We start from the raw sequence: 15,581 nt of genomic DNA, 5'->3' as shown, positions 1-15,581 counted from the left end.
GAATACCATCCGCTATCTTCGTTTTCGGGCCGGCCTCATGAATAAGCCGGGGTGAGCTCAACCAAGCACTCTCCCATGCGTTCAAAATGCATATTGCAACCTCGCACGCACTTCATCTCCGCTAGCGCCATTGGCTTCTTCGCCATCCATGTAGCTCATTCCAAGTCGAACATTCTTGTTGGCGTAATAGTTAACGCCCAGTGTTGTTTGCTTACCGTCAGTTGTGGCCAGCCCCACATCACTGTATTTTCCGTCGCCATCTTCAAAACGGGCAATAACTTCCCAGGCTCCTTTGGGCGATGACGGTTCCACTCGCTTGAACGCCCCAGCCTTGTAAGGACGGCTTTCGCCGGTGACAACCCAACCAAGCTGTACGTAATAACCATCAACATCCACCTGGCCTTCTTCGGAATCGAAATATTCGGCCTGGGCATGGAAGGGCCCGGAAGCGCCGGCGAGCTCCAGATTAAACGTGTCGACCTCATCGGCCTGAGTGTCGGCGTCACGCGTGGTATAGCCCGCACCAAGATGAGCAACCAGACTATTCGTTTGAATCGGTGCAAACGTGCCCCGTGCGGTTACTGCCGTGTTATTGAAGTCGTCGCTGCCATTGCCGTCTGCTTCGAAATAGCCGATACCGTAGGTCCAGTTGCTGCCTTTGCCACTGAGCTGGATGCCGCCGCTGCGACCGGGGGTATAACGCTCGGTCATGGCGGATCGCTCAAGGGCCGAGATGTCTTTTGAACTCGTTAATTGTTCCAGGCCGAATGGCTCTTTCTGCTTACCAATAGTCACGGTTGCCGTCGAGCCAAATCCCAGGTAGCGAATGTACAGGTCCTCAGCGGTCCCGCCGTCGGCGCCATCACTCTCAGCCACGTTGAACTGGGTTTTGTACGCCCAGTCGCCAAAGTGGCCCTTGGCGTAGAGGCGTGCCCGGCGCACGTCGAAATCGGTAGTGTCAACACCGTTGTCGTCAGACTGCGTGGCGTCGTAATCCCACTGAATGCGCCCGCCGAGCTGAAAAGACGCTGATTTATCCGACGTTATCACCTTGATACCACTCTCGGTATCGATCACAAGGTCTTTGCCGCTGGTCGTAACGGTTCCGGCCTGTGCAGCAGAAGCGGCAGAAATCGCCAAAGCCAAGCCCAAATATTTCTTGCTCATGATCTGTCTCACCTTTTTGGTTTGCTTATGTGTGTTGAAGCGCTATTAAAGCCTACTTGGCAAAGATTACAGAATAGTTACAGAGAATGGCATCAAAACAGGGCGCCGGTCCGGGTCAGTGACAGGTTCTGGGGCGCTAGGTGTTGCGGCCCTATTCTTGGTCAAGCTAAGAGTTCGCCGCTTAAGTCCCAGGACTCTGACAAATAACAATTGAGAAGGTGATTATAGACCCAACTTTTCCCGGATAATCTGATCGCGCAGGACTCCATTCGATTTTTCGGAGCAAGCCAGCTCTCGCTCCACAGCGATAATGCGGGCGGCCAGCTCAGCTTTGGTTTGGCGCATCAAGTAATGCATGCGACGCCGCTCCGCATCGCTGGGTCTTTCCACCTCGCGAGCAAGTGGCCGACCAACAGTACGCCGCCGGCGAACAGGTTGGGCGGCTTCTTCGTATAATTGACGGCATTCAGGATTTCGAAGAATGGTGGATTCGGAAACACCAACTCCCGTGTCGGAGAGTTCATGCGATATTCTCGAAATACGTCCCAGCGTCACGGGGCTGTCGATTTCTTGTAGCCGACTGATCGCCCGGCGCACGATCGTAACGCTTCGATTGCGACGCTGCTGATGACTGCGTTTCAAACCAGCCATCGCAGCCTCTGAACGTGCCTTACTGGATTGTCGTGTCATCTCTCCTTCCTCCCGATGATCAGTATGACGGGATTTGCTGCCGCCTGATCAGCTTGCTCAAGAAGTTCCATCTCGGCCAGCACATCGTCGCAGCTCAACATGGCTTCCTTTGCCTTGCGCCCTTCCGCGGGTAGGTTCTGTGCTTCCGCCATTTCTGCCATCTGCGCACAGGCCTGCCGGTAGATGATAACTTGGTCGCGCTTGCGCCAGTCGGGTGCATTCCCGGCACAGCCGATGCAGGCGAACTTGATGGGACACTGACTGGCCACTGTGCAACGTCCACCGATAACCGGGATCAGTGCACCCACCTGCTCCTGCGCGGCTTCGACCTGCCGCCGGATTTGCGCTGGGGATCGTATATGGGTACGGGACAGATCCACACGGCTTTCAAAGATCTTTCGTTGCAACTCCACCAGCCTGGCCGGCGTCGGCTGGGAATAGTATTCGGTCACTCGCACATCTCGCTGCTTCATGAGTAGTGCGATCACATCCACAGGCGTGTTTAACGCCCGCATTTCGGTGGCAAAGCCGTGGCGCAGCAGGTGGGAGGTGACCCGTACGGCCTCACCGGCAGCAGTTTGCAGCGAGATACCGTGCAACATGATAGACATCGTCGCATTGATATCCTTATGGCTGAAATGCCTTCCGGCATGCTGCCATAAGTAGGGCGCCGGTCGAAGTTTATGCCGTAAACTTCTGGTAGGCGGGATGGTCTCCAGGCTCTGTCCCCGCTCTCGTTGGAACTTCCACCAGGCATGTAGCGCTCTCATGCAGCGTTCGTCAATATAATAGGGTTCCTCTGCCTGGCGCCCCTTGGGGATCGCGCGGAAGGCAATCGCTTCACGCTCCTTGGCGAGCAGCACTCGTGATAAGTGCTCTTGACTCAATCTGATCTGCAGGAACTCGTTCATGCGAGCACCGGTCTTGGTCATGATCTGAATGGCCGCATGCCCGACGAGAGCAGCTAGCCTGAGTGCCTCCAGTGGAATAAAGGTTATGCCAATATCCCGCGAGATTCGCTCCAACCAATGGGATGTCGACAGCCCCCAAGTTGATTGGGGCGGAAGTTGGAAAGCCCCCTTTGAGTAGCCGTTAAGCGTCAGAAAGTCAGAATCGGTAACTTGAGACTTCAGTACATTGGCCTGCAGAAGCTCGATGAACCAGTAGGGCTCTATCAAAGTGGTATCATTGCGAGCATGGCCACTCTCATAGCTTAGGAAGTAACCTGCCTGGTCACATACCGTCGCACGTATACGCTGACGCTGATCCTGATGATAATAGAAGTCTTCTGCCACGGGCTCATGCACAGAACGCAATGTTGCTGCATCCCAGAGCCTGAAATGCTGCTGTGTCGGTCGAGTGCGGCCTGATGTTGATACCGTTTCATCGGTGATCGAGAATGACATCGGCAGGGCCTCCCCCTCCCGTTCATGATGGGCAATGGCATCCTGGAAGGCTGTATGCAGTCGCTCGACCTGAGTGCATCGACGCTCGGCCACATCACGAAGCAGATAGAATCGATCGTGGACAACGGCGGTCGCTGCCTTGCGACGCATCCTCTGGTCGGTTCTCACGTCTCGGTGGATGGTGGAGCGGTGCCAGAAGTGGTCATCCTTCAATCCACTGAGCTGCCAGGGCGCCACGGCCCGGCGCTGCTCGGGCGTCAGTCTGAGCAGGTAATCCTCTTGTTTGCGCAGCAGGCGGAAGTAGGTCTGCAGGAACCGACCGCGTTTGGGTGAGCCTTCTTCCGGCACTACCTCTCCATCATGGTATCTTCGGTAAAACACTTCGGGGTCTAGTGCGTCGATATCCGGTAGCTTCAACAGTTTCAGATAGCGCGACATGCTGGCAAAGAAGGTGATGTCGTTGCGCCGATTTCCGTCGGCGAAGGTCATGACAAAGAAGGCCACATTTCGCAGTTTCGGCTGCGAAATGGAGTGTATCATTCGTCGTTGTGACTCCTTGAAATACTGCCCCATGCTCGGTGATTCCAGAAAGGTCAACGGCAGGTGATGGAGTGCCGGCGATACGCTGTCGAACACCATCTGCAGAGTGATATCCTTCCATACCCGCAATGGTCTCGCCTGATGCCCCGTTTCTTCTTCCCAACGACGTATCTCTTGCTTAATGCGACGATCGTTGTGCTCGGAGAGCCGCAGAACCTCACTATAAGCGACTGTATGGCCCTCGCGGTGGAGGTGCTCAATGGTCAGACGTGTGAGTCGCGTGAGAACTTCACGTGAGCGCCGCGTATTGGCAAGAGAATAGCGGAAGGTATTGAAGTCACGACGCCAGCCTTCATAGGCCTCACGGGTGTCGACAGAAGTGTTCAGAAGCTCTTCGGCTAATGCGGCCACGTAATGGCGCGAATACCCTGACACGGTGGCTACGCTGAATCCTAAGCATCTGCTGATGTCGGCCAGCTTGAACCCGGCTTATTCATGAGGCCGGCCCGAAAACGAAGATAGCGGATGGTATTCTCTTGAAAATTCAGTGTGTTCCGCCAAGAATCTGAACCAAGAGAGCCATCCGCTATGGGTGAAAGCCTATCCACCTGGACGCCCTCATGCAACGGCGCTGTCCGTGTTGAGCTGAGCGGCCAGCGCACTACCAGCGACAGCGGCGCTCTGCTGTTGCGTGAGGCCCTCGACAACAGCGGCGTGATTGAGGCGCTGGAAGACAATCTGGTCGATCGACGCCACCCGCTGCGCATCCTTCATTCGCTGGCCAGCCAGTTGCGTACCCTGGTGCTGCAGCGTGCGATGGGCTGGATCGACCTCAGCGATACCGACACGCTGCGCCGTGATCCGCTCTGGCAGCTGGCCTGCAGCGATGCGCGCGGGACAACGCCCCTGGCCCAGGACCGGCCCTCTCAAGCCACGCTGTCGCGGCTGCTGACCTGCCTCGGGCGCTGCGACAATATCGATGCCGTGCACGAAGGCCTGCTGCGACTGGTGATCTGGCGCCTGACCGCGCTGAAGAACGGCGAGCGCCCCAAGCAGCTGACGCTGGACATCGACGGCCTGCCGATCGAGGTCCACGGCCACCAGGGCGGCTCGGCCTATCATGGCCTGTACGGCGCGCGGATCTATTCACCGCTGGTCGCCTCGCTGGCAGAAACCGGCGACATGGTGGGCGGCCTGCTGCGCGAGGGCAACGCCGGCCCGGCCGAGAACGCCGACACCTGGATCCCGCATCTGGTGCGGCGACTCAACGAGAGCACCGGCGCCCAGGTTCGGGTGCGCATCGACGCCGGTTTCACCGACAACGCGACGCTGGAGGCCCTGGAAGAGTGCGACATCGAGTACCTGGGCCGACTGCGCAGTCACTCCGGCCTGCAGAAACTGGCGGCACCGCACCTGAAGCGGCCACCCGGCCGGCCACCCGAGCAGCCTCGCGAGTGGTGCCACGATCTGGAGTATCAAGCGGGCTCTTGGTCGGCACCGCGTCGCGTGGTGCTGGTGGTGCAGGAACGCCCCGATGACCTGCTGCTGCATGCCTTCTTCCTGGTCACCAACCTCGGCAAGTTCGACTGGCCGCCGGAGAAGGTCCTGGCGCTCTACCGCAAGCGCGGCAGCGCCGAGGCGCACATGGGCGAGGTGAAGTCGGCGCTCGACGTGCACCTCTCGTCGACCGATCGCGGCGCCTCCACCGTTCAGGACGTGATGGCACGCAACGAGGTGAGCCTGCTGCTCAGCCTCTACGCCTACCAGGTCCTGCATGGCCTGCGCTGCCTGCTGGAGCGGCAGACCCGGCAAGGCTGGAGCCTCAGCCGGATGCGCGAGCAGGTGCTGAAGGTCGCCGCCACGCTGAGACTGCACGCTCGGCGAATCACCGTTCATCTGGGTGCCGCCGCCGACAAGTGGTGGCCGACGCTGCTGAAGGGGCTGCCGAAGCTGACCGCACTGAGCTGACGCTTCTGCGAGACCACCACAGCATCAGAAAGCGAGCGACCGGAGCGGCGGGCGGCGATCACGGCTGCTTGGACGGTCGCCATTGATTCCAAAGAGCTATAAGGAAGCGGGGAAATTTCAGCGTTTTGGCATTACTCAACAGCTATTCGCGCTGAAGAAGCCGATCCTGATAAGCGATGCCACCAGTCAGTACCTTCAGACCGCTCAATCAGCACCCTCGTGAATGAGGCGGGCTCACCACTTGATAGGGCACTGGTACGGGAAACATTGTCCTGAATCCGTGAAGCCGGCGCCGACACTTTCCCTATCACCGCCAGCGAGCACTTTTTGATCATTCGCCCCGTGCAAGTTGGCTTTCGCAAGCCCGTTATTGCCAAAACCCACCGTGCTGATCGGTGCTGACGGCCCGTTTTGTCATGCCTTTCCACCCGCCAGGCACGACATATCTGGCGATCGCGTGTCGCTTGGAACTGCTTGTGGATAGAGTGTCGCCGATTGACGGTCAGCATGGCGTTCCTCGTGGATAACGCAGTCGGCTCCGCAGCGTCTTGAGCACCGTCATGCGCCCGATATCCTGCCCGAAGTCGAGGATGATCTGCCGTGCCTTGTGAATCACGAGAGCCGCACGGTGCACCAGCTCTTGTAGCACGGTGCGCAGCCGGCGCCGCTTGGCCGGGTGGCGAACCGGGCTCAGCTCGCCGGTCATGCCCAGCTGTCCCATCAGGCGCAGGATGTTGTAGGCCAACTGGGCGAGATGCAGGATCAGATCGTTGGTGGCGAACTTGCCGGACGGCAAGCGCTCCAGGTCGAGATCGGTCTTGATCTCGCTGTGAAACTGCTCATGGGTGGCATGCGCCTGGTAGCGTTTGATCACCGCCTCCGGCGCCTCGTCCAGGCTGGTCCACCAGCCTTCCAACTCATAGTCCGGTTCGAGCAGCAACTGGCCATCGCGATCGGCGGTGCGCTCTACCAGGCGCATCACGCGTTGGACGACGTATTCGGTCTTGTTGTCGTCGTGGATCGAGACGGTCTGCGGCCACAGCGCCTGGCTGTCGAAGCCGCTGTCCTCGCGTAACAGGATCGGTTGCTTGGTCAAGCATTGGGCGCGAGGCAGTACCCGCTCCAGGAAGGCGTTGCTCTCCTTCATGGTGTGCTGCTTGCCAGGCCGCAGTTCCAGACCCAGGCACCACCCTTCGTTGCCCAGGTAGGCGGCGATCGGGGTGTAGCCATCGACCTTCTGGTAGGTCCGCGAGACGCCTTCCTTCTTCGAGTTGCTGTTGTCCATGACGAAGGTGTCGATGTCCAGGCAGACGTGCGTCGTCTCGGCGGTGATCGGTGCTTCGATCAGTGACAGCAGGGTCGTGGACCAGGTGGCGGTGCGCGCCTGCAGGTCGTTGGCGGCAAGTTTTTCCAGCCGCTGTCGCAGCGTCGCCGCGCTCGGCACCTTCTGCAGGGTCAGCAGTTGTTGGAAGGGCTTGTCGCGGCGGAAGTTCTCGACAGCGTCATAGTCGCTCATGCCCAGACACAGCAGGCCCAGGTAGCTCTTGATCACGTCACTGGTGCGCATGCCCAGCGTGGTGGGGAAGCGGCTGTCGATGCTGTCGACGCCAGCGATCTCGAAGCATTGCCCGATGATGGACAGCCCGGCGTGGCTGGTGAGGGTGCGGCGACTGGCGCGGAACTTTATGTTGGGCATGGCACTGTCTGGGTGAATGGCGATAATGGCTATATTGCCATGCAGGTCAGTGGGTTAGAAGTGCTTCCGGGGGCCGGTCTCACGGATTCAGGGCTACTATAAGGTCAATAGAGTAAAGAATCCGTTGGGGAGGAGGCTGATGCGCATTGGTCAGTTGGCGCAGTTGGTAGGGGTCGAAACACAGACGATCCGCTTCTATGAACCCCGCCTCATTCACGAGGGTGCTGATTGAGCGGTCTGAAGGTACTGACTGGTGGCATCGCTTATCAGGATCGGCTTCTTCAGCGCGAATAGCTGTTGAGTAATGCCAAAACGCTGAAATTTCCCCGCTTCCTTATAGCTCTTTGGAATCAATGGCGACCGTCCAAGCAGCCGTGATCGCCGCCCGCCGCTCCGGTCGCTCGCTTTCTGATGCTGTGGTGGTCTCGCAGAAGCGTCAGCTCAGTGCGGTCAGCTTCGGCAGCCCCTTCAGCAGCGTCGGCCACCACTTGTCGGCGGCGGCACCCAGATGAACGGTGATTCGCCGAGCGTGCAGTCTCAGCGTGGCGGCGACCTTCAGCACCTGCTCGCGCATCCGGCTGAGGCTCCAGCCTTGCCGGGTCTGCCGCTCCAGCAGGCAGCGCAGGCCATGCAGGACCTGGTAGGCGTAGAGGCTGAGCAGCAGGCTCACCTCGTTGCGTGCCATCACGTCCTGAACGGTGGAGGCGCCGCGATCGGTCGACGAGAGGTGCACGTCGAGCGCCGACTTCACCTCGCCCATGTGCGCCTCGGCGCTGCCGCGCTTGCGGTAGAGCGCCAGGACCTTCTCCGGCGGCCAGTCGAACTTGCCGAGGTTGGTGACCAGGAAGAAGGCATGCAGCAGCAGGTCATCGGGGCGTTCCTGCACCACCAGCACCACGCGACGCGGTGCCGACCAAGAGCCCGCTTGATACTCCAGATCGTGGCACCACTCGCGAGGCTGCTCGGGTGGCCGGCCGGGTGGCCGCTTCAGGTGCGGTGCCGCCAGTTTCTGCAGGCCGGAGTGACTGCGCAGTCGGCCCAGGTACTCGATGTCGCACTCTTCCAGGGCCTCCAGCGTCGCGTTGTCGGTGAAACCGGCGTCGATGCGCACCCGAACCTGGGCGCCGGTGCTCTCGTTGAGTCGCCGCACCAGATGCGGGATCCAGGTGTCGGCGTTCTCGGCCGGGCCGGCGTTGCCCTCGCGCAGCAGGCCGCCCACCATGTCGCCGGTTTCTGCCAGCGAGGCGACCAGCGGTGAATAGATCCGCGCGCCGTACAGGCCATGATAGGCCGAGCCGCCCTGGTGGCCGTGGACCTCGATCGGCAGGCCGTCGATGTCCAGCGTCAGCTGCTTGGGGCGCTCGCCGTTCTTCAGCGCGGTCAGGCGCCAGATCACCAGTCGCAGCAGGCCTTCGTGCACGGCATCGATATTGTCGCAGCGCCCGAGGCAGGTCAGCAGCCGCGACAGCGTGGCTTGAGAGGGCCGGTCCTGGGCCAGGGGCGTTGTCCCGCGCGCATCGCTGCAGGCCAGCTGCCAGAGCGGATCACGGCGCAGCGTGTCGGTATCGCTGAGGTCGATCCAGCCCATCGCACGCTGCAGCACCAGGGTACGCAGCTGGCTGGCCAGCGAGTGGCGGATGCGTAGCGGGTTGCGGAAGTCGACCAGATTGTCTTCCAGCGCCTCGATCACGCCGCTGTTGTCGAGGGCTTCACGCAGCAGCAGGGCGCCGCTGTCGCTAGTGGTGCGCTGGCCGCTCAGCTCAACACGGACAGCGCCGTTGCATGAGGGCGTCCAGGTGGATAGGCTTTCACCCATAGCGGATGGCTCTCTTGGTTCAGATTCTTGGCGGAACACACTGAATTTTCAAGAGAATACCATCCGCTATCTTCGTTTTCGGGCCGGCCTCATGAATAAGCCGGGTGAACAGCAGGGCTTGTTGCCGCCGCCTGATCGGCAGGACAACGGTTACCGTGTCTATACCGAGAAGCATGGTGAGGGGCTGGCCTTCATCCGTCGCTGCAGAATCCTGGGCCTGTCACTGGCTGAGATTCACGAACTACAGAGCTATCAGGACGACCCTCATCAGCCTTGTACCGCCGTCAACGCCTTGCTCGATGATCACATCTCTCATGTGCGGTCGCAGATAACCGCTCTGCAAGCGCTTGAGAAACAACTCGTTTCACTGAGAGCGAGTTGCAACGATGACCGGGAGGTTGAGGCGTGTGGGGTTCTTGCTGGAATTAGCGAAGGAAACATGCACCAGCAGTAGGTGAAGCATCAACCAGATAATCCGATGAGATGCCGGTCTGTCTCACTCTCATGCAAAGGTAAGATCAACCATTTAATCCGCTTACCCTCAATTCCTAGCCCCACAGCTACTCACTTTGCGTCGGAAATGGAGCTCCTACGCTTTCTTCCGCCTGGTGGTGTCGTTGCTCCGATGTCCATAACGACTTGAGGAAATTAATCACAGAGCGGATCTCGGCGGGGGTCAGGACATCCTCGAAGGCCGGCATGGTGAGTCTCTCGGTCTTGTTCCAGGGATCGCGCCATCCCTCGGCGATGATCCGGTAGAGCATAGCATCGGAGTGTTTCCAGGTATGTCCCTCCGGCCCGTGAGGGGGAGCCGGCAATTCGCCCTGGGCATTCTGGCGCTCCCAGTTCGGCTGGCCCTCGCCCTCGCTGCCGTGGCAGCTGGCACAGTACTGCTGGTAGATCCTTTCTCCCTCTTCCAGCCGAGAGGTATCGCGCGAAGAGGGGCCACCCCCCGCCATGGCCTGCCCCGCGGCACTCATCAGCAGCCACGTTGTGACAAGGATCAAGCGCTTACGCATCGAGCGGTGTCCAGGTTTGGCCCTGATCTTCGCTGCGCATGAGCTCCCCCTCGCGATCCAGGGCGTAGAGCGTTCCTTTCGGCGCAAGCGTAAGCGCGACGAGCGTCGGGCCATCACCCTTTACTTGCTGCCACTCCTGGCCGCCATTGACGCTGCGCCACAGTCCTTGCTCCGTGGCCACATAGACGTGCTCGGGATCGTCGAACTTGTAGGCCAGATCATAGACCCTGCCTGCATCGAGCTCTCCGGTCGGTCGCCAACCGCAGAAGCAGTCCATCGACAGGCGAACCGCATCGTCGGACACCGCATAGATCCAGCCGGTCTGCATGCTACCCTCCATATCGGAGTGGACGAGCCGACGAACGGCCTGGGCAGGACCGCTATCCATCTTCTTCCAGGTCGTGCCGGCATCTTCGCTCTGGTAGAGGCCGTCATCGACGACAACAGCATAAAGCGTTTCTGGCTGGTTACGATGCACGGTGAATGCGATAACGTTTTGGCTAGGCAGCCCCTCATCGATCTCGTGCCAGCTTTCTCCCTGATTGATGCTGCGCTGCACTCCGATCGAGGGGCCCGCGATATAGAGAGCCTGTTCGGCGGTTGCCGATACCGTTACCAACCGTCCCTCCGCTACTTCGTGGGGCAAGCGAATCATCGTCCAGGCCGCCCCGCCATCCGTGCTCTCGAAAAGCTGGTTGGCCTGGACCTTGAGCGTAAGCGTTCATTCGGGGACGTAGTAGACGCCCCCAGGCAAGCTGATCACTTCACTTCATGAAGCGGTGTCAGTAATTGCGGCGAGACTTTGTACTGTGTGGTTCCGTCTTCGGCCAGCACGATCACGCTCTTGCGGTTGATCTTGGTAACGATGCCGAACGCCCGTCCCTCCCGGGTGCTGAAGGAGACCTTGAGCCCGACACGCAGCTGGCTCAGCGCCTGCAGGGTTTCCTGTTCCTTGAGTTCATCGATGCGCTGGCAGATGACGTCATTGAGCTCCAGTAACTGATCGAGGGTCATCTCATCAATGCGCATGGCGAACGGCCTCTGGTGATTCGGGCTGTCTGTGCGGATGACGGGGATCGAGCAACGAGCGTAACGGCTTGTCCGCGAAGTGGGTCTTCCACCGTCTTGGCGTCAGTTGCGCGACCTCCCTGGCCGGGTGTTGGCTGATGCGCTGCAGCACATCCACCAGATAGGTGTACGGATTGACGTCATGCAGTTTGCAGGTGGTGATCAGGCTTTGGATGAGCCCGAGGTGTTCGGCGCCGAGTTCCGTCCAGCAAAACATCCAATTTTTCTTGCCCATTGGAATGGGGCGCAGCGCCCGCTCCAGGTGGTTGGTGTCCGGTTGTACGTCTGGATCTTCCAGGAACACGGTCAGGCTCGCTTCACGGCTGAGCATATAATTCAGGGCTTTGGTCAGCGCATCGCTGGGCAACAGCTCGCCACGTTCCAACTGATCGCGGCACCACTGGAAGAAGTCGTCGACGACTGGCTTCGAGTGCGCCAACCGGTACTGGCGCTTCGTCTCGCCAGTGAGCTGTTGAGCACGGATGTTGTCTTCGTTGTGATAGAGCTTGGCGATCTGCTGAAGCGCCTCGCCAGCCTGCTGCGGATGCTCCTTCTGGGCCTCGATGAAGTAACGCCGGCCGTGGACCCAGCACTGGGCATGGGTAACGCCGTCCTGTGCTGCGGCGTAGCGGGCATAGGCGGCGTACCCGTCGCTGATCAGCGTGCCGGTGAACTGCTCGCTCAGCACCTGCTCGATGTGGCCCCGTCCACGGCTGTTGGAGTAGGTGAACACCACCTCATCGTCATCGCCGTACAGCGGCCAGAACCAGCCGGATTTCATTTTGCCTTTTTGCGGGCCAGCCCGGCCCTGATGGCCGGCCTTGATTGGCGTTTCGTCCATGGCCAGCACCCGGCTGCGCAGCACATTATCGGTCTGGGCATCGACGATGGGGCGCAGCAGATCGATGGCGCGTTTGACCAGGTTGCTCAGCGTGCTGCGGCTGACGGTGACCCCAGCCTGCTGAATGCGCTGATGCTGGCGGTACAGCGGCAGATGGAACTGGAACTTGTCCACCAGCAGTCCGGCCAGCAGGCTGACATCGGCCAGGCTGTTGTCGAGCACGTTGGGCGGCGCCGGGGCGGTCACTGGCTTGTCGGTGCCTTTGCGGCGCAATACCGGGCGTTCGCACTGGAGTACCACATAGCTGGCCGCTCGCTGGGCTAGCCGGAAGGTAGTCTTGGTTCCGAGGATTTCATACCGATCGGCGTCCGGCCCAGTCAGCTCCGGCGGCAGCTGCTCGATGACTTCCACCGGCACATCGGCGCTGAAGCGCAGACCGGTATCGTTCAAGCAGTCATCGTCGCGCTGCTTCTTGGCGGTGCCGCGCTGATAGGCGCCGACCGTGCGCTTGTCATCCTCGGGCGCCTTGTCCGGGACGGGCGCCTGCTCCGGCTGGAACAGGCTGTCCTGTCCCGGCAGGTCAAAGACCTGCTTCTCGGACTTGGGGCCGAACAGCTGCTTCTTGAACCAATCCAGCTGGCGCTGCATCCCCTGAACCTGCTCGCGCAGCAGCGCGTTCTCCTCGACCAGGGCCGAGTGAGACGGTGCGGTGGGTTCAGGCGTGCAAGCAGTTGATTTCATGGCCGCTATTATACCGGACCCTGAGTGCTTACGCTGCTGAAAAACGCTTGAAGCGGCGAACTTTTTGCACCTCAATGCCGTCGATCAGCAGCTGCAGATCGGCCAGCGTCAACGCTCGCTGGCCAGACGCTGACGCACGCACCTGGAACTGACCCCGCTCCAGGCGCTTGGCCCACAAGCAATAACCGGTGCGGCTGAAGTACAGCATCTTCATCTGGGTCTTGCGCCGGTTGATGAACACAAAGTACTGGCCACTGAGCGGGTCGCGGTTGAGCTGGTTGCGTACCAGCGCGCTCAGTCCCCGGAAGGACTTACGCATGTCGGTGGGCTCGGTGCACAGCCAAATCCGGGCCTGGCTATCGAGCCCGATCATCCGTTCTGGCTCAGCCGCAGTTCGACGCCATTACCCAGACTCAACACAATAGTCCAACCTGGCCCGCAAGACGGCGAAGCGCCCATCAATGCCGACAGATCCAGAAAATCCGACTGCTCGGTCTCGGTCGAGTCAGAGACCGGGCTTTCGCAAAGCCGCTTGCGCCAGCTGCGAAAGCTGGCATAACCGATGCCTTGTTGCTTACAGAACTGCAGCGCGGACAGGCCGCTGTGGCGCTGCTGATCAATCAGACCCTGCCATTGGTCCGGAGTGCGGCGCTTGCTCATGAGAGTAACCTCGTGTTGATGAGTGTGAGGTTACTTTAGGGTCACGCTCGCTGGGATGGCAGGGCGTCCTGGAATGAACGCTTACCCTTGAGCAGCCGTTCGCTTGTTTGGTCATAACTCAGCGCTGGCAATGCCTCCTCGGCGGCCCCGGCCGTGCCGACGAAGCTCAGGCTGGCCATGACCCAGCTCGTCAATGACAGGGCACGCCAGAAGCGACTCGCGATCTTGTTCATTGCAATATTTCCTCGAATAACGGCTAGCCGATGCTGCCCAGCGCAGGGAAGGTGCGCAATAACCAATAGGACAGTTCGGACAGTTTGCCAGTAACCATCAGGATACCCATCAGGATCATGATCAGCCCGGCCGTCAGATGCATGGCTCGGCCCCAGCGGCGCAGGAATGGCTGGTGGTGCAGGAAGCGATCGAGCGACACCGCCGTCAACAGAAAGGGCACCCCCAGGCCCAGCGAATAGATGCCGAGCAACGCCATACCGCTCGAGGCATTGGCCGTCGAGGCGCTGACAGTCAGGATGGCGCCCAGGATCGGGCCGATGCAGGGGGTCCAGCCGAAGGCGAACGCCACACCCAGGAGGTAGGCTGCACCAGGCCCCCCGCCCGCTTCCTTGAGCCGGTTGATCAACCGCCATTCCCGCTGTAACCCATGCAGCGGAATGAGCCCGGTCATGAAGGCACCGAACAGGATGACGATGAGGCCGCCGACCAGGTTCGCCTCCTGGCGATAGATCAGTAGCAGGCGCCCGATGGCCGTGGCACTGGCGCCCAGCATCAGGAATATCGTGGTGAACCCGAGCACGAACCAGATCGACTGGGTCAACACCCGGAGTCGTTCCCGTCGATCCGCTTCTCGTATCTGCCCCAGCGAGCGCCCGGCGACGAAGGAAAGATAGCCCGGCACGAGCGGCAAGACACAGGGCGAAGCGAACGAGATCAGGCCCGCCAGAAAGGCCGTCGCCAGGCCGATATTGGCAAGCTCCAGCATCCTCGCTTATCCCGCGGCTAGGCTTGGAACTTGGATATGGGCCGCTCGGACGGCACCTGGTGATCCGCTGATAGACGATTGGCGGATGCCGTCTCCGTGGGTACCGCTGTGGAGGCTTCCACCCCGGCTTGCGCGTCGGTGGCTTCACTCGGGTCAGTTGATTTGCCTGTCTTGTGCTTGCATTTCATCATGCAAAGCCCCAGTCCACACATGACGAGACAAGGCAAGAGGCTCACCAGGAGAGGCGCGAGGCCGAGCAGGACCAACTGATCCCAGCCCATGGCAAGGCCACCGGCCACCGCCACGGCGCCCAGCAGCATCCATCGGCGCGGGCCTGTTACCAGGCCTTTCAGTCCGGCTTTCTCTTGTCTCTTTTGGGGCTTGTCGTCACAGCAACTCATGGCGCGTCCTCCTGGGTGGTTTCTATGGTTTCGGCAAGAAAGTTGATCATTTCAGGGGTATCCCACTCGGCCTCCCCGACCAGGCGTCCGATCTCTCTGCCCTGGCGGTCGAGCAGAAGCGTCGTGGGAATACCCACGGCACCCAGGTTCGCGCTGGCCATGCCGGTTGGATCGACGTAGGGAGCGAGATGCTCGATCCCCACCTCCTGATAGAATTCGTTGACGACTTCGATGCCCTTGCGGTCTATCGAGAGCGCGACGACCTCGAAATCCGTACCACCCAATTTAGCCTGGAGGGCATCCAGGGTGGGCATCTCCTCGCGGCAAGGGCCACACCAGGTCGCCCAGATGTTGAGCAGGATCAGCTTTCCTCCAAAGGTGGTCAGCGTCAGCGGGGTACCGTCGCCAGCCTCGAAGCTGATTTCCGACACCTCGCGTGGGCTTTCCCAGAGAAGAAACCCATTCGGCCCCACACGTTCGGGTGGTTCGGCGACGGCCGAAGAGGTGATCATTCCCCACAATGCCACCGCTACCCAACTGGTTCTGATCAGTTGTCTCATGACCAAGG

The 15,581-nt window shown here is 60.3% G+C and carries 17 protein-coding genes and 1 pseudogene; 3 read left to right on the top strand and 15 right to left on the bottom strand.

Translation table 11 applies throughout. The features are described from left to right. Positions 1-81: 81 nt before the first annotated feature. From ACWHY3_RS12315 to ACWHY3_RS12305, 3 genes are all read right to left on the bottom strand, one after another. Positions 82-1,167: an OprO/OprP family phosphate-selective porin gene (locus ACWHY3_RS12315; protein WP_448126647.1), complete on the bottom strand. Its 1,086-nt coding sequence runs from the start codon at positions 1,165-1,167 to the stop codon at positions 82-84. Between the two features lie 222 nt (positions 1,168-1,389). Further along, complete coding sequence (locus ACWHY3_RS12310; protein ID WP_289124399.1) at positions 1,390-1,857, bottom strand: hypothetical protein; 468 nt, start codon at positions 1,855-1,857, stop codon at positions 1,390-1,392. Then, the gene (locus ACWHY3_RS12305) at positions 1,854-4,214 is read right to left on the bottom strand and encodes a tyrosine-type recombinase/integrase (protein ID WP_289124397.1); all 2,361 of its coding nucleotides are present in this window, start codon (positions 4,212-4,214) and stop codon (positions 1,854-1,856) included. The genes ACWHY3_RS12310 and ACWHY3_RS12305 overlap by 4 nt, the downstream gene beginning before the upstream one ends. A 177-nt stretch (positions 4,215-4,391) precedes the next feature. Between ACWHY3_RS12305 and ACWHY3_RS12300 the strand changes: the two genes are divergently transcribed. Continuing rightward, the gene (locus ACWHY3_RS12300; RefSeq protein ID WP_399590022.1) at positions 4,392-5,771 is read left to right on the top strand and encodes an IS1380 family transposase; all 1,380 of its coding nucleotides are present in this window, start codon (positions 4,392-4,394) and stop codon (positions 5,769-5,771) included. A 502-nt stretch (positions 5,772-6,273) separates the two neighbouring features. Here the strand turns inward: ACWHY3_RS12300 and ACWHY3_RS12295 are convergent. Continuing rightward, a complete protein-coding gene (locus tag ACWHY3_RS12295; RefSeq protein WP_172422032.1) occupies positions 6,274-7,467 on the bottom strand; it encodes a transposase in 1,194 nt (397 codons plus the stop codon). A gap of 139 nt (positions 7,468-7,606) precedes the next feature. Between ACWHY3_RS12295 and ACWHY3_RS12290 the strand changes: the two genes are divergently transcribed. Beyond that, a complete protein-coding gene (locus ACWHY3_RS12290; RefSeq protein WP_448126646.1) occupies positions 7,607-7,699 on the top strand; it encodes a MerR family DNA-binding transcriptional regulator in 93 nt (30 codons plus the stop codon). 204 nt (positions 7,700-7,903) lie between these two features. Here the strand turns inward: ACWHY3_RS12290 and ACWHY3_RS12285 are convergent, their stop codons facing one another. Further along, positions 7,904-9,283, bottom strand: coding sequence for an IS1380 family transposase (locus ACWHY3_RS12285; protein WP_448126645.1), 1,380 nt, complete (start codon positions 9,281-9,283; stop codon positions 7,904-7,906). 91 nt (positions 9,284-9,374) lie between these two features. Between ACWHY3_RS12285 and cadR the strand changes: the two genes are divergently transcribed. Continuing rightward, entirely contained in the window at positions 9,375-9,737 is a 363-nt protein-coding gene (cadR, locus tag ACWHY3_RS12280; RefSeq protein WP_448126644.1) for a Cd(II)/Pb(II)-responsive transcriptional regulator, read from the top strand. Positions 9,738-9,843: 106 nt separating this feature from the next. On the opposite strand, the gene ACWHY3_RS12275 is transcribed toward cadR, so the two are convergent. The 10 genes and pseudogenes from ACWHY3_RS12275 to ACWHY3_RS12230 all read right to left on the bottom strand — a co-directional run bounded on the left by ACWHY3_RS12275 (position 9,844) and on the right by ACWHY3_RS12230 (position 15,573). Further along, positions 9,844-10,263 carry a c-type cytochrome gene (locus ACWHY3_RS12275; protein WP_448126643.1) on the bottom strand — a complete coding sequence of 140 codons (420 nt, stop codon included), beginning with the start codon at positions 10,261-10,263 and terminating at the stop codon, positions 9,844-9,846. A 31-nt stretch (positions 10,264-10,294) separates the two neighbouring features. Then, a pseudogene (locus ACWHY3_RS12270) lies at positions 10,295-10,987 on the bottom strand (WD40/YVTN/BNR-like repeat-containing protein); the annotation flags it as partial. A gap of 74 nt (positions 10,988-11,061) precedes the next feature. Further along, positions 11,062-11,331: a hypothetical protein gene (locus tag ACWHY3_RS12265; protein ID WP_087721073.1), complete on the bottom strand. Its 270-nt coding sequence runs from the start codon at positions 11,329-11,331 to the stop codon at positions 11,062-11,064. Further along, positions 11,321-12,952, bottom strand: coding sequence for an IS66 family transposase (gene tnpC / locus ACWHY3_RS12260; protein ID WP_179208974.1), 1,632 nt, complete (start codon positions 12,950-12,952; stop codon positions 11,321-11,323). Before tnpC ends, ACWHY3_RS12265 begins: the two co-directional genes overlap by 11 nt. Positions 12,953-12,980: 28 nt before the next feature. Next, positions 12,981-13,325 carry an IS66 family insertion sequence element accessory protein TnpB gene (gene tnpB / locus ACWHY3_RS12255; RefSeq protein ID WP_087721071.1) on the bottom strand — a complete coding sequence of 115 codons (345 nt, stop codon included), beginning with the start codon at positions 13,323-13,325 and terminating at the stop codon, positions 12,981-12,983. Beyond that, positions 13,322-13,612, bottom strand: a complete 291-nt coding sequence (gene tnpA / locus ACWHY3_RS12250; RefSeq protein ID WP_087721070.1) for an IS66 family insertion sequence element accessory protein TnpA — start codon at positions 13,610-13,612, stop codon at positions 13,322-13,324. Before tnpA ends, tnpB begins: the two co-directional genes overlap by 4 nt. A 41-nt stretch (positions 13,613-13,653) precedes the next feature. Continuing rightward, positions 13,654-13,845 carry a hypothetical protein gene (locus ACWHY3_RS12245; RefSeq protein ID WP_448126642.1) on the bottom strand — a complete coding sequence of 64 codons (192 nt, stop codon included), beginning with the start codon at positions 13,843-13,845 and terminating at the stop codon, positions 13,654-13,656. A gap of 23 nt (positions 13,846-13,868) precedes the next feature. After that, entirely contained in the window at positions 13,869-14,612 is a 744-nt protein-coding gene (locus ACWHY3_RS12240) for a cytochrome c biogenesis CcdA family protein (RefSeq protein ID WP_179208950.1), read from the bottom strand. A gap of 17 nt (positions 14,613-14,629) precedes the next feature. Beyond that, on the bottom strand, positions 14,630-15,013 hold the full coding sequence (locus ACWHY3_RS12235) for a hypothetical protein (protein ID WP_179208949.1): 384 nt from the start codon (positions 15,011-15,013) through the stop codon (positions 14,630-14,632). Beyond that, positions 15,010-15,573, bottom strand: coding sequence for a TlpA family protein disulfide reductase (locus ACWHY3_RS12230; protein WP_087720536.1), 564 nt, complete (start codon positions 15,571-15,573; stop codon positions 15,010-15,012). Before ACWHY3_RS12230 ends, ACWHY3_RS12235 begins: the two co-directional genes overlap by 4 nt. Positions 15,574-15,581: the final 8 nt, after the last annotated feature.

The organism is Salinicola sp. NYA28a, assembly GCF_976982775.1.
The sequence above is the reverse complement of the archived record's forward strand: the minus strand, read 5'-3'. Positions and strand labels throughout refer to the sequence as shown.

Bases quoted from the DNA above. Each gene is read 5' to 3' on its own strand.
- ACWHY3_RS12315 (WP_448126647.1), bottom strand. From the start codon at position 1,167: ATGAGCAAGAAATATTTGGGCTTGGCTTTGGCGATTTCTGCCGCTTCT.
- ACWHY3_RS12310 (WP_289124399.1), bottom strand. From the start codon at position 1,857: ATGACACGACAATCCAGTAAGGCACGTTCAGAGGCTGCGATGGCTGGT.
- ACWHY3_RS12300 (WP_399590022.1), top strand. From the start codon at position 4,392: ATGGGTGAAAGCCTATCCACCTGGACGCCCTCATGCAACGGCGCTGTC.
- ACWHY3_RS12295 (WP_172422032.1), bottom strand. From the start codon at position 7,467: ATGCCCAACATAAAGTTCCGCGCCAGTCGCCGCACCCTCACCAGCCAC.
- ACWHY3_RS12290 (WP_448126646.1), top strand. From the start codon at position 7,607: ATGCGCATTGGTCAGTTGGCGCAGTTGGTAGGGGTCGAAACACAGACG.
- ACWHY3_RS12285 (WP_448126645.1), bottom strand. From the start codon at position 9,283: ATGGGTGAAAGCCTATCCACCTGGACGCCCTCATGCAACGGCGCTGTC.
- cadR (WP_448126644.1), top strand. From the start codon at position 9,375: ATGAATAAGCCGGGTGAACAGCAGGGCTTGTTGCCGCCGCCTGATCGG.
- ACWHY3_RS12275 (WP_448126643.1), bottom strand. From the start codon at position 10,263: ATGAGTGCCGCGGGGCAGGCCATGGCGGGGGGTGGCCCCTCTTCGCGC.
- ACWHY3_RS12265 (WP_087721073.1), bottom strand. From the start codon at position 11,331: ATGCGCATTGATGAGATGACCCTCGATCAGTTACTGGAGCTCAATGAC.
- tnpC (WP_179208974.1), bottom strand. From the start codon at position 12,952: ATGAAATCAACTGCTTGCACGCCTGAACCCACCGCACCGTCTCACTCG.
- tnpB (WP_087721071.1), bottom strand. From the start codon at position 13,325: ATGATCGGGCTCGATAGCCAGGCCCGGATTTGGCTGTGCACCGAGCCC.
- tnpA (WP_087721070.1), bottom strand. From the start codon at position 13,612: ATGAGCAAGCGCCGCACTCCGGACCAATGGCAGGGTCTGATTGATCAG.
- ACWHY3_RS12245 (WP_448126642.1), bottom strand. From the start codon at position 13,845: ATGAACAAGATCGCGAGTCGCTTCTGGCGTGCCCTGTCATTGACGAGC.
- ACWHY3_RS12240 (WP_179208950.1), bottom strand. From the start codon at position 14,612: ATGCTGGAGCTTGCCAATATCGGCCTGGCGACGGCCTTTCTGGCGGGC.
- ACWHY3_RS12235 (WP_179208949.1), bottom strand. From the start codon at position 15,013: ATGAGTTGCTGTGACGACAAGCCCCAAAAGAGACAAGAGAAAGCCGGA.
- ACWHY3_RS12230 (WP_087720536.1), bottom strand. From the start codon at position 15,573: ATGAGACAACTGATCAGAACCAGTTGGGTAGCGGTGGCATTGTGGGGA.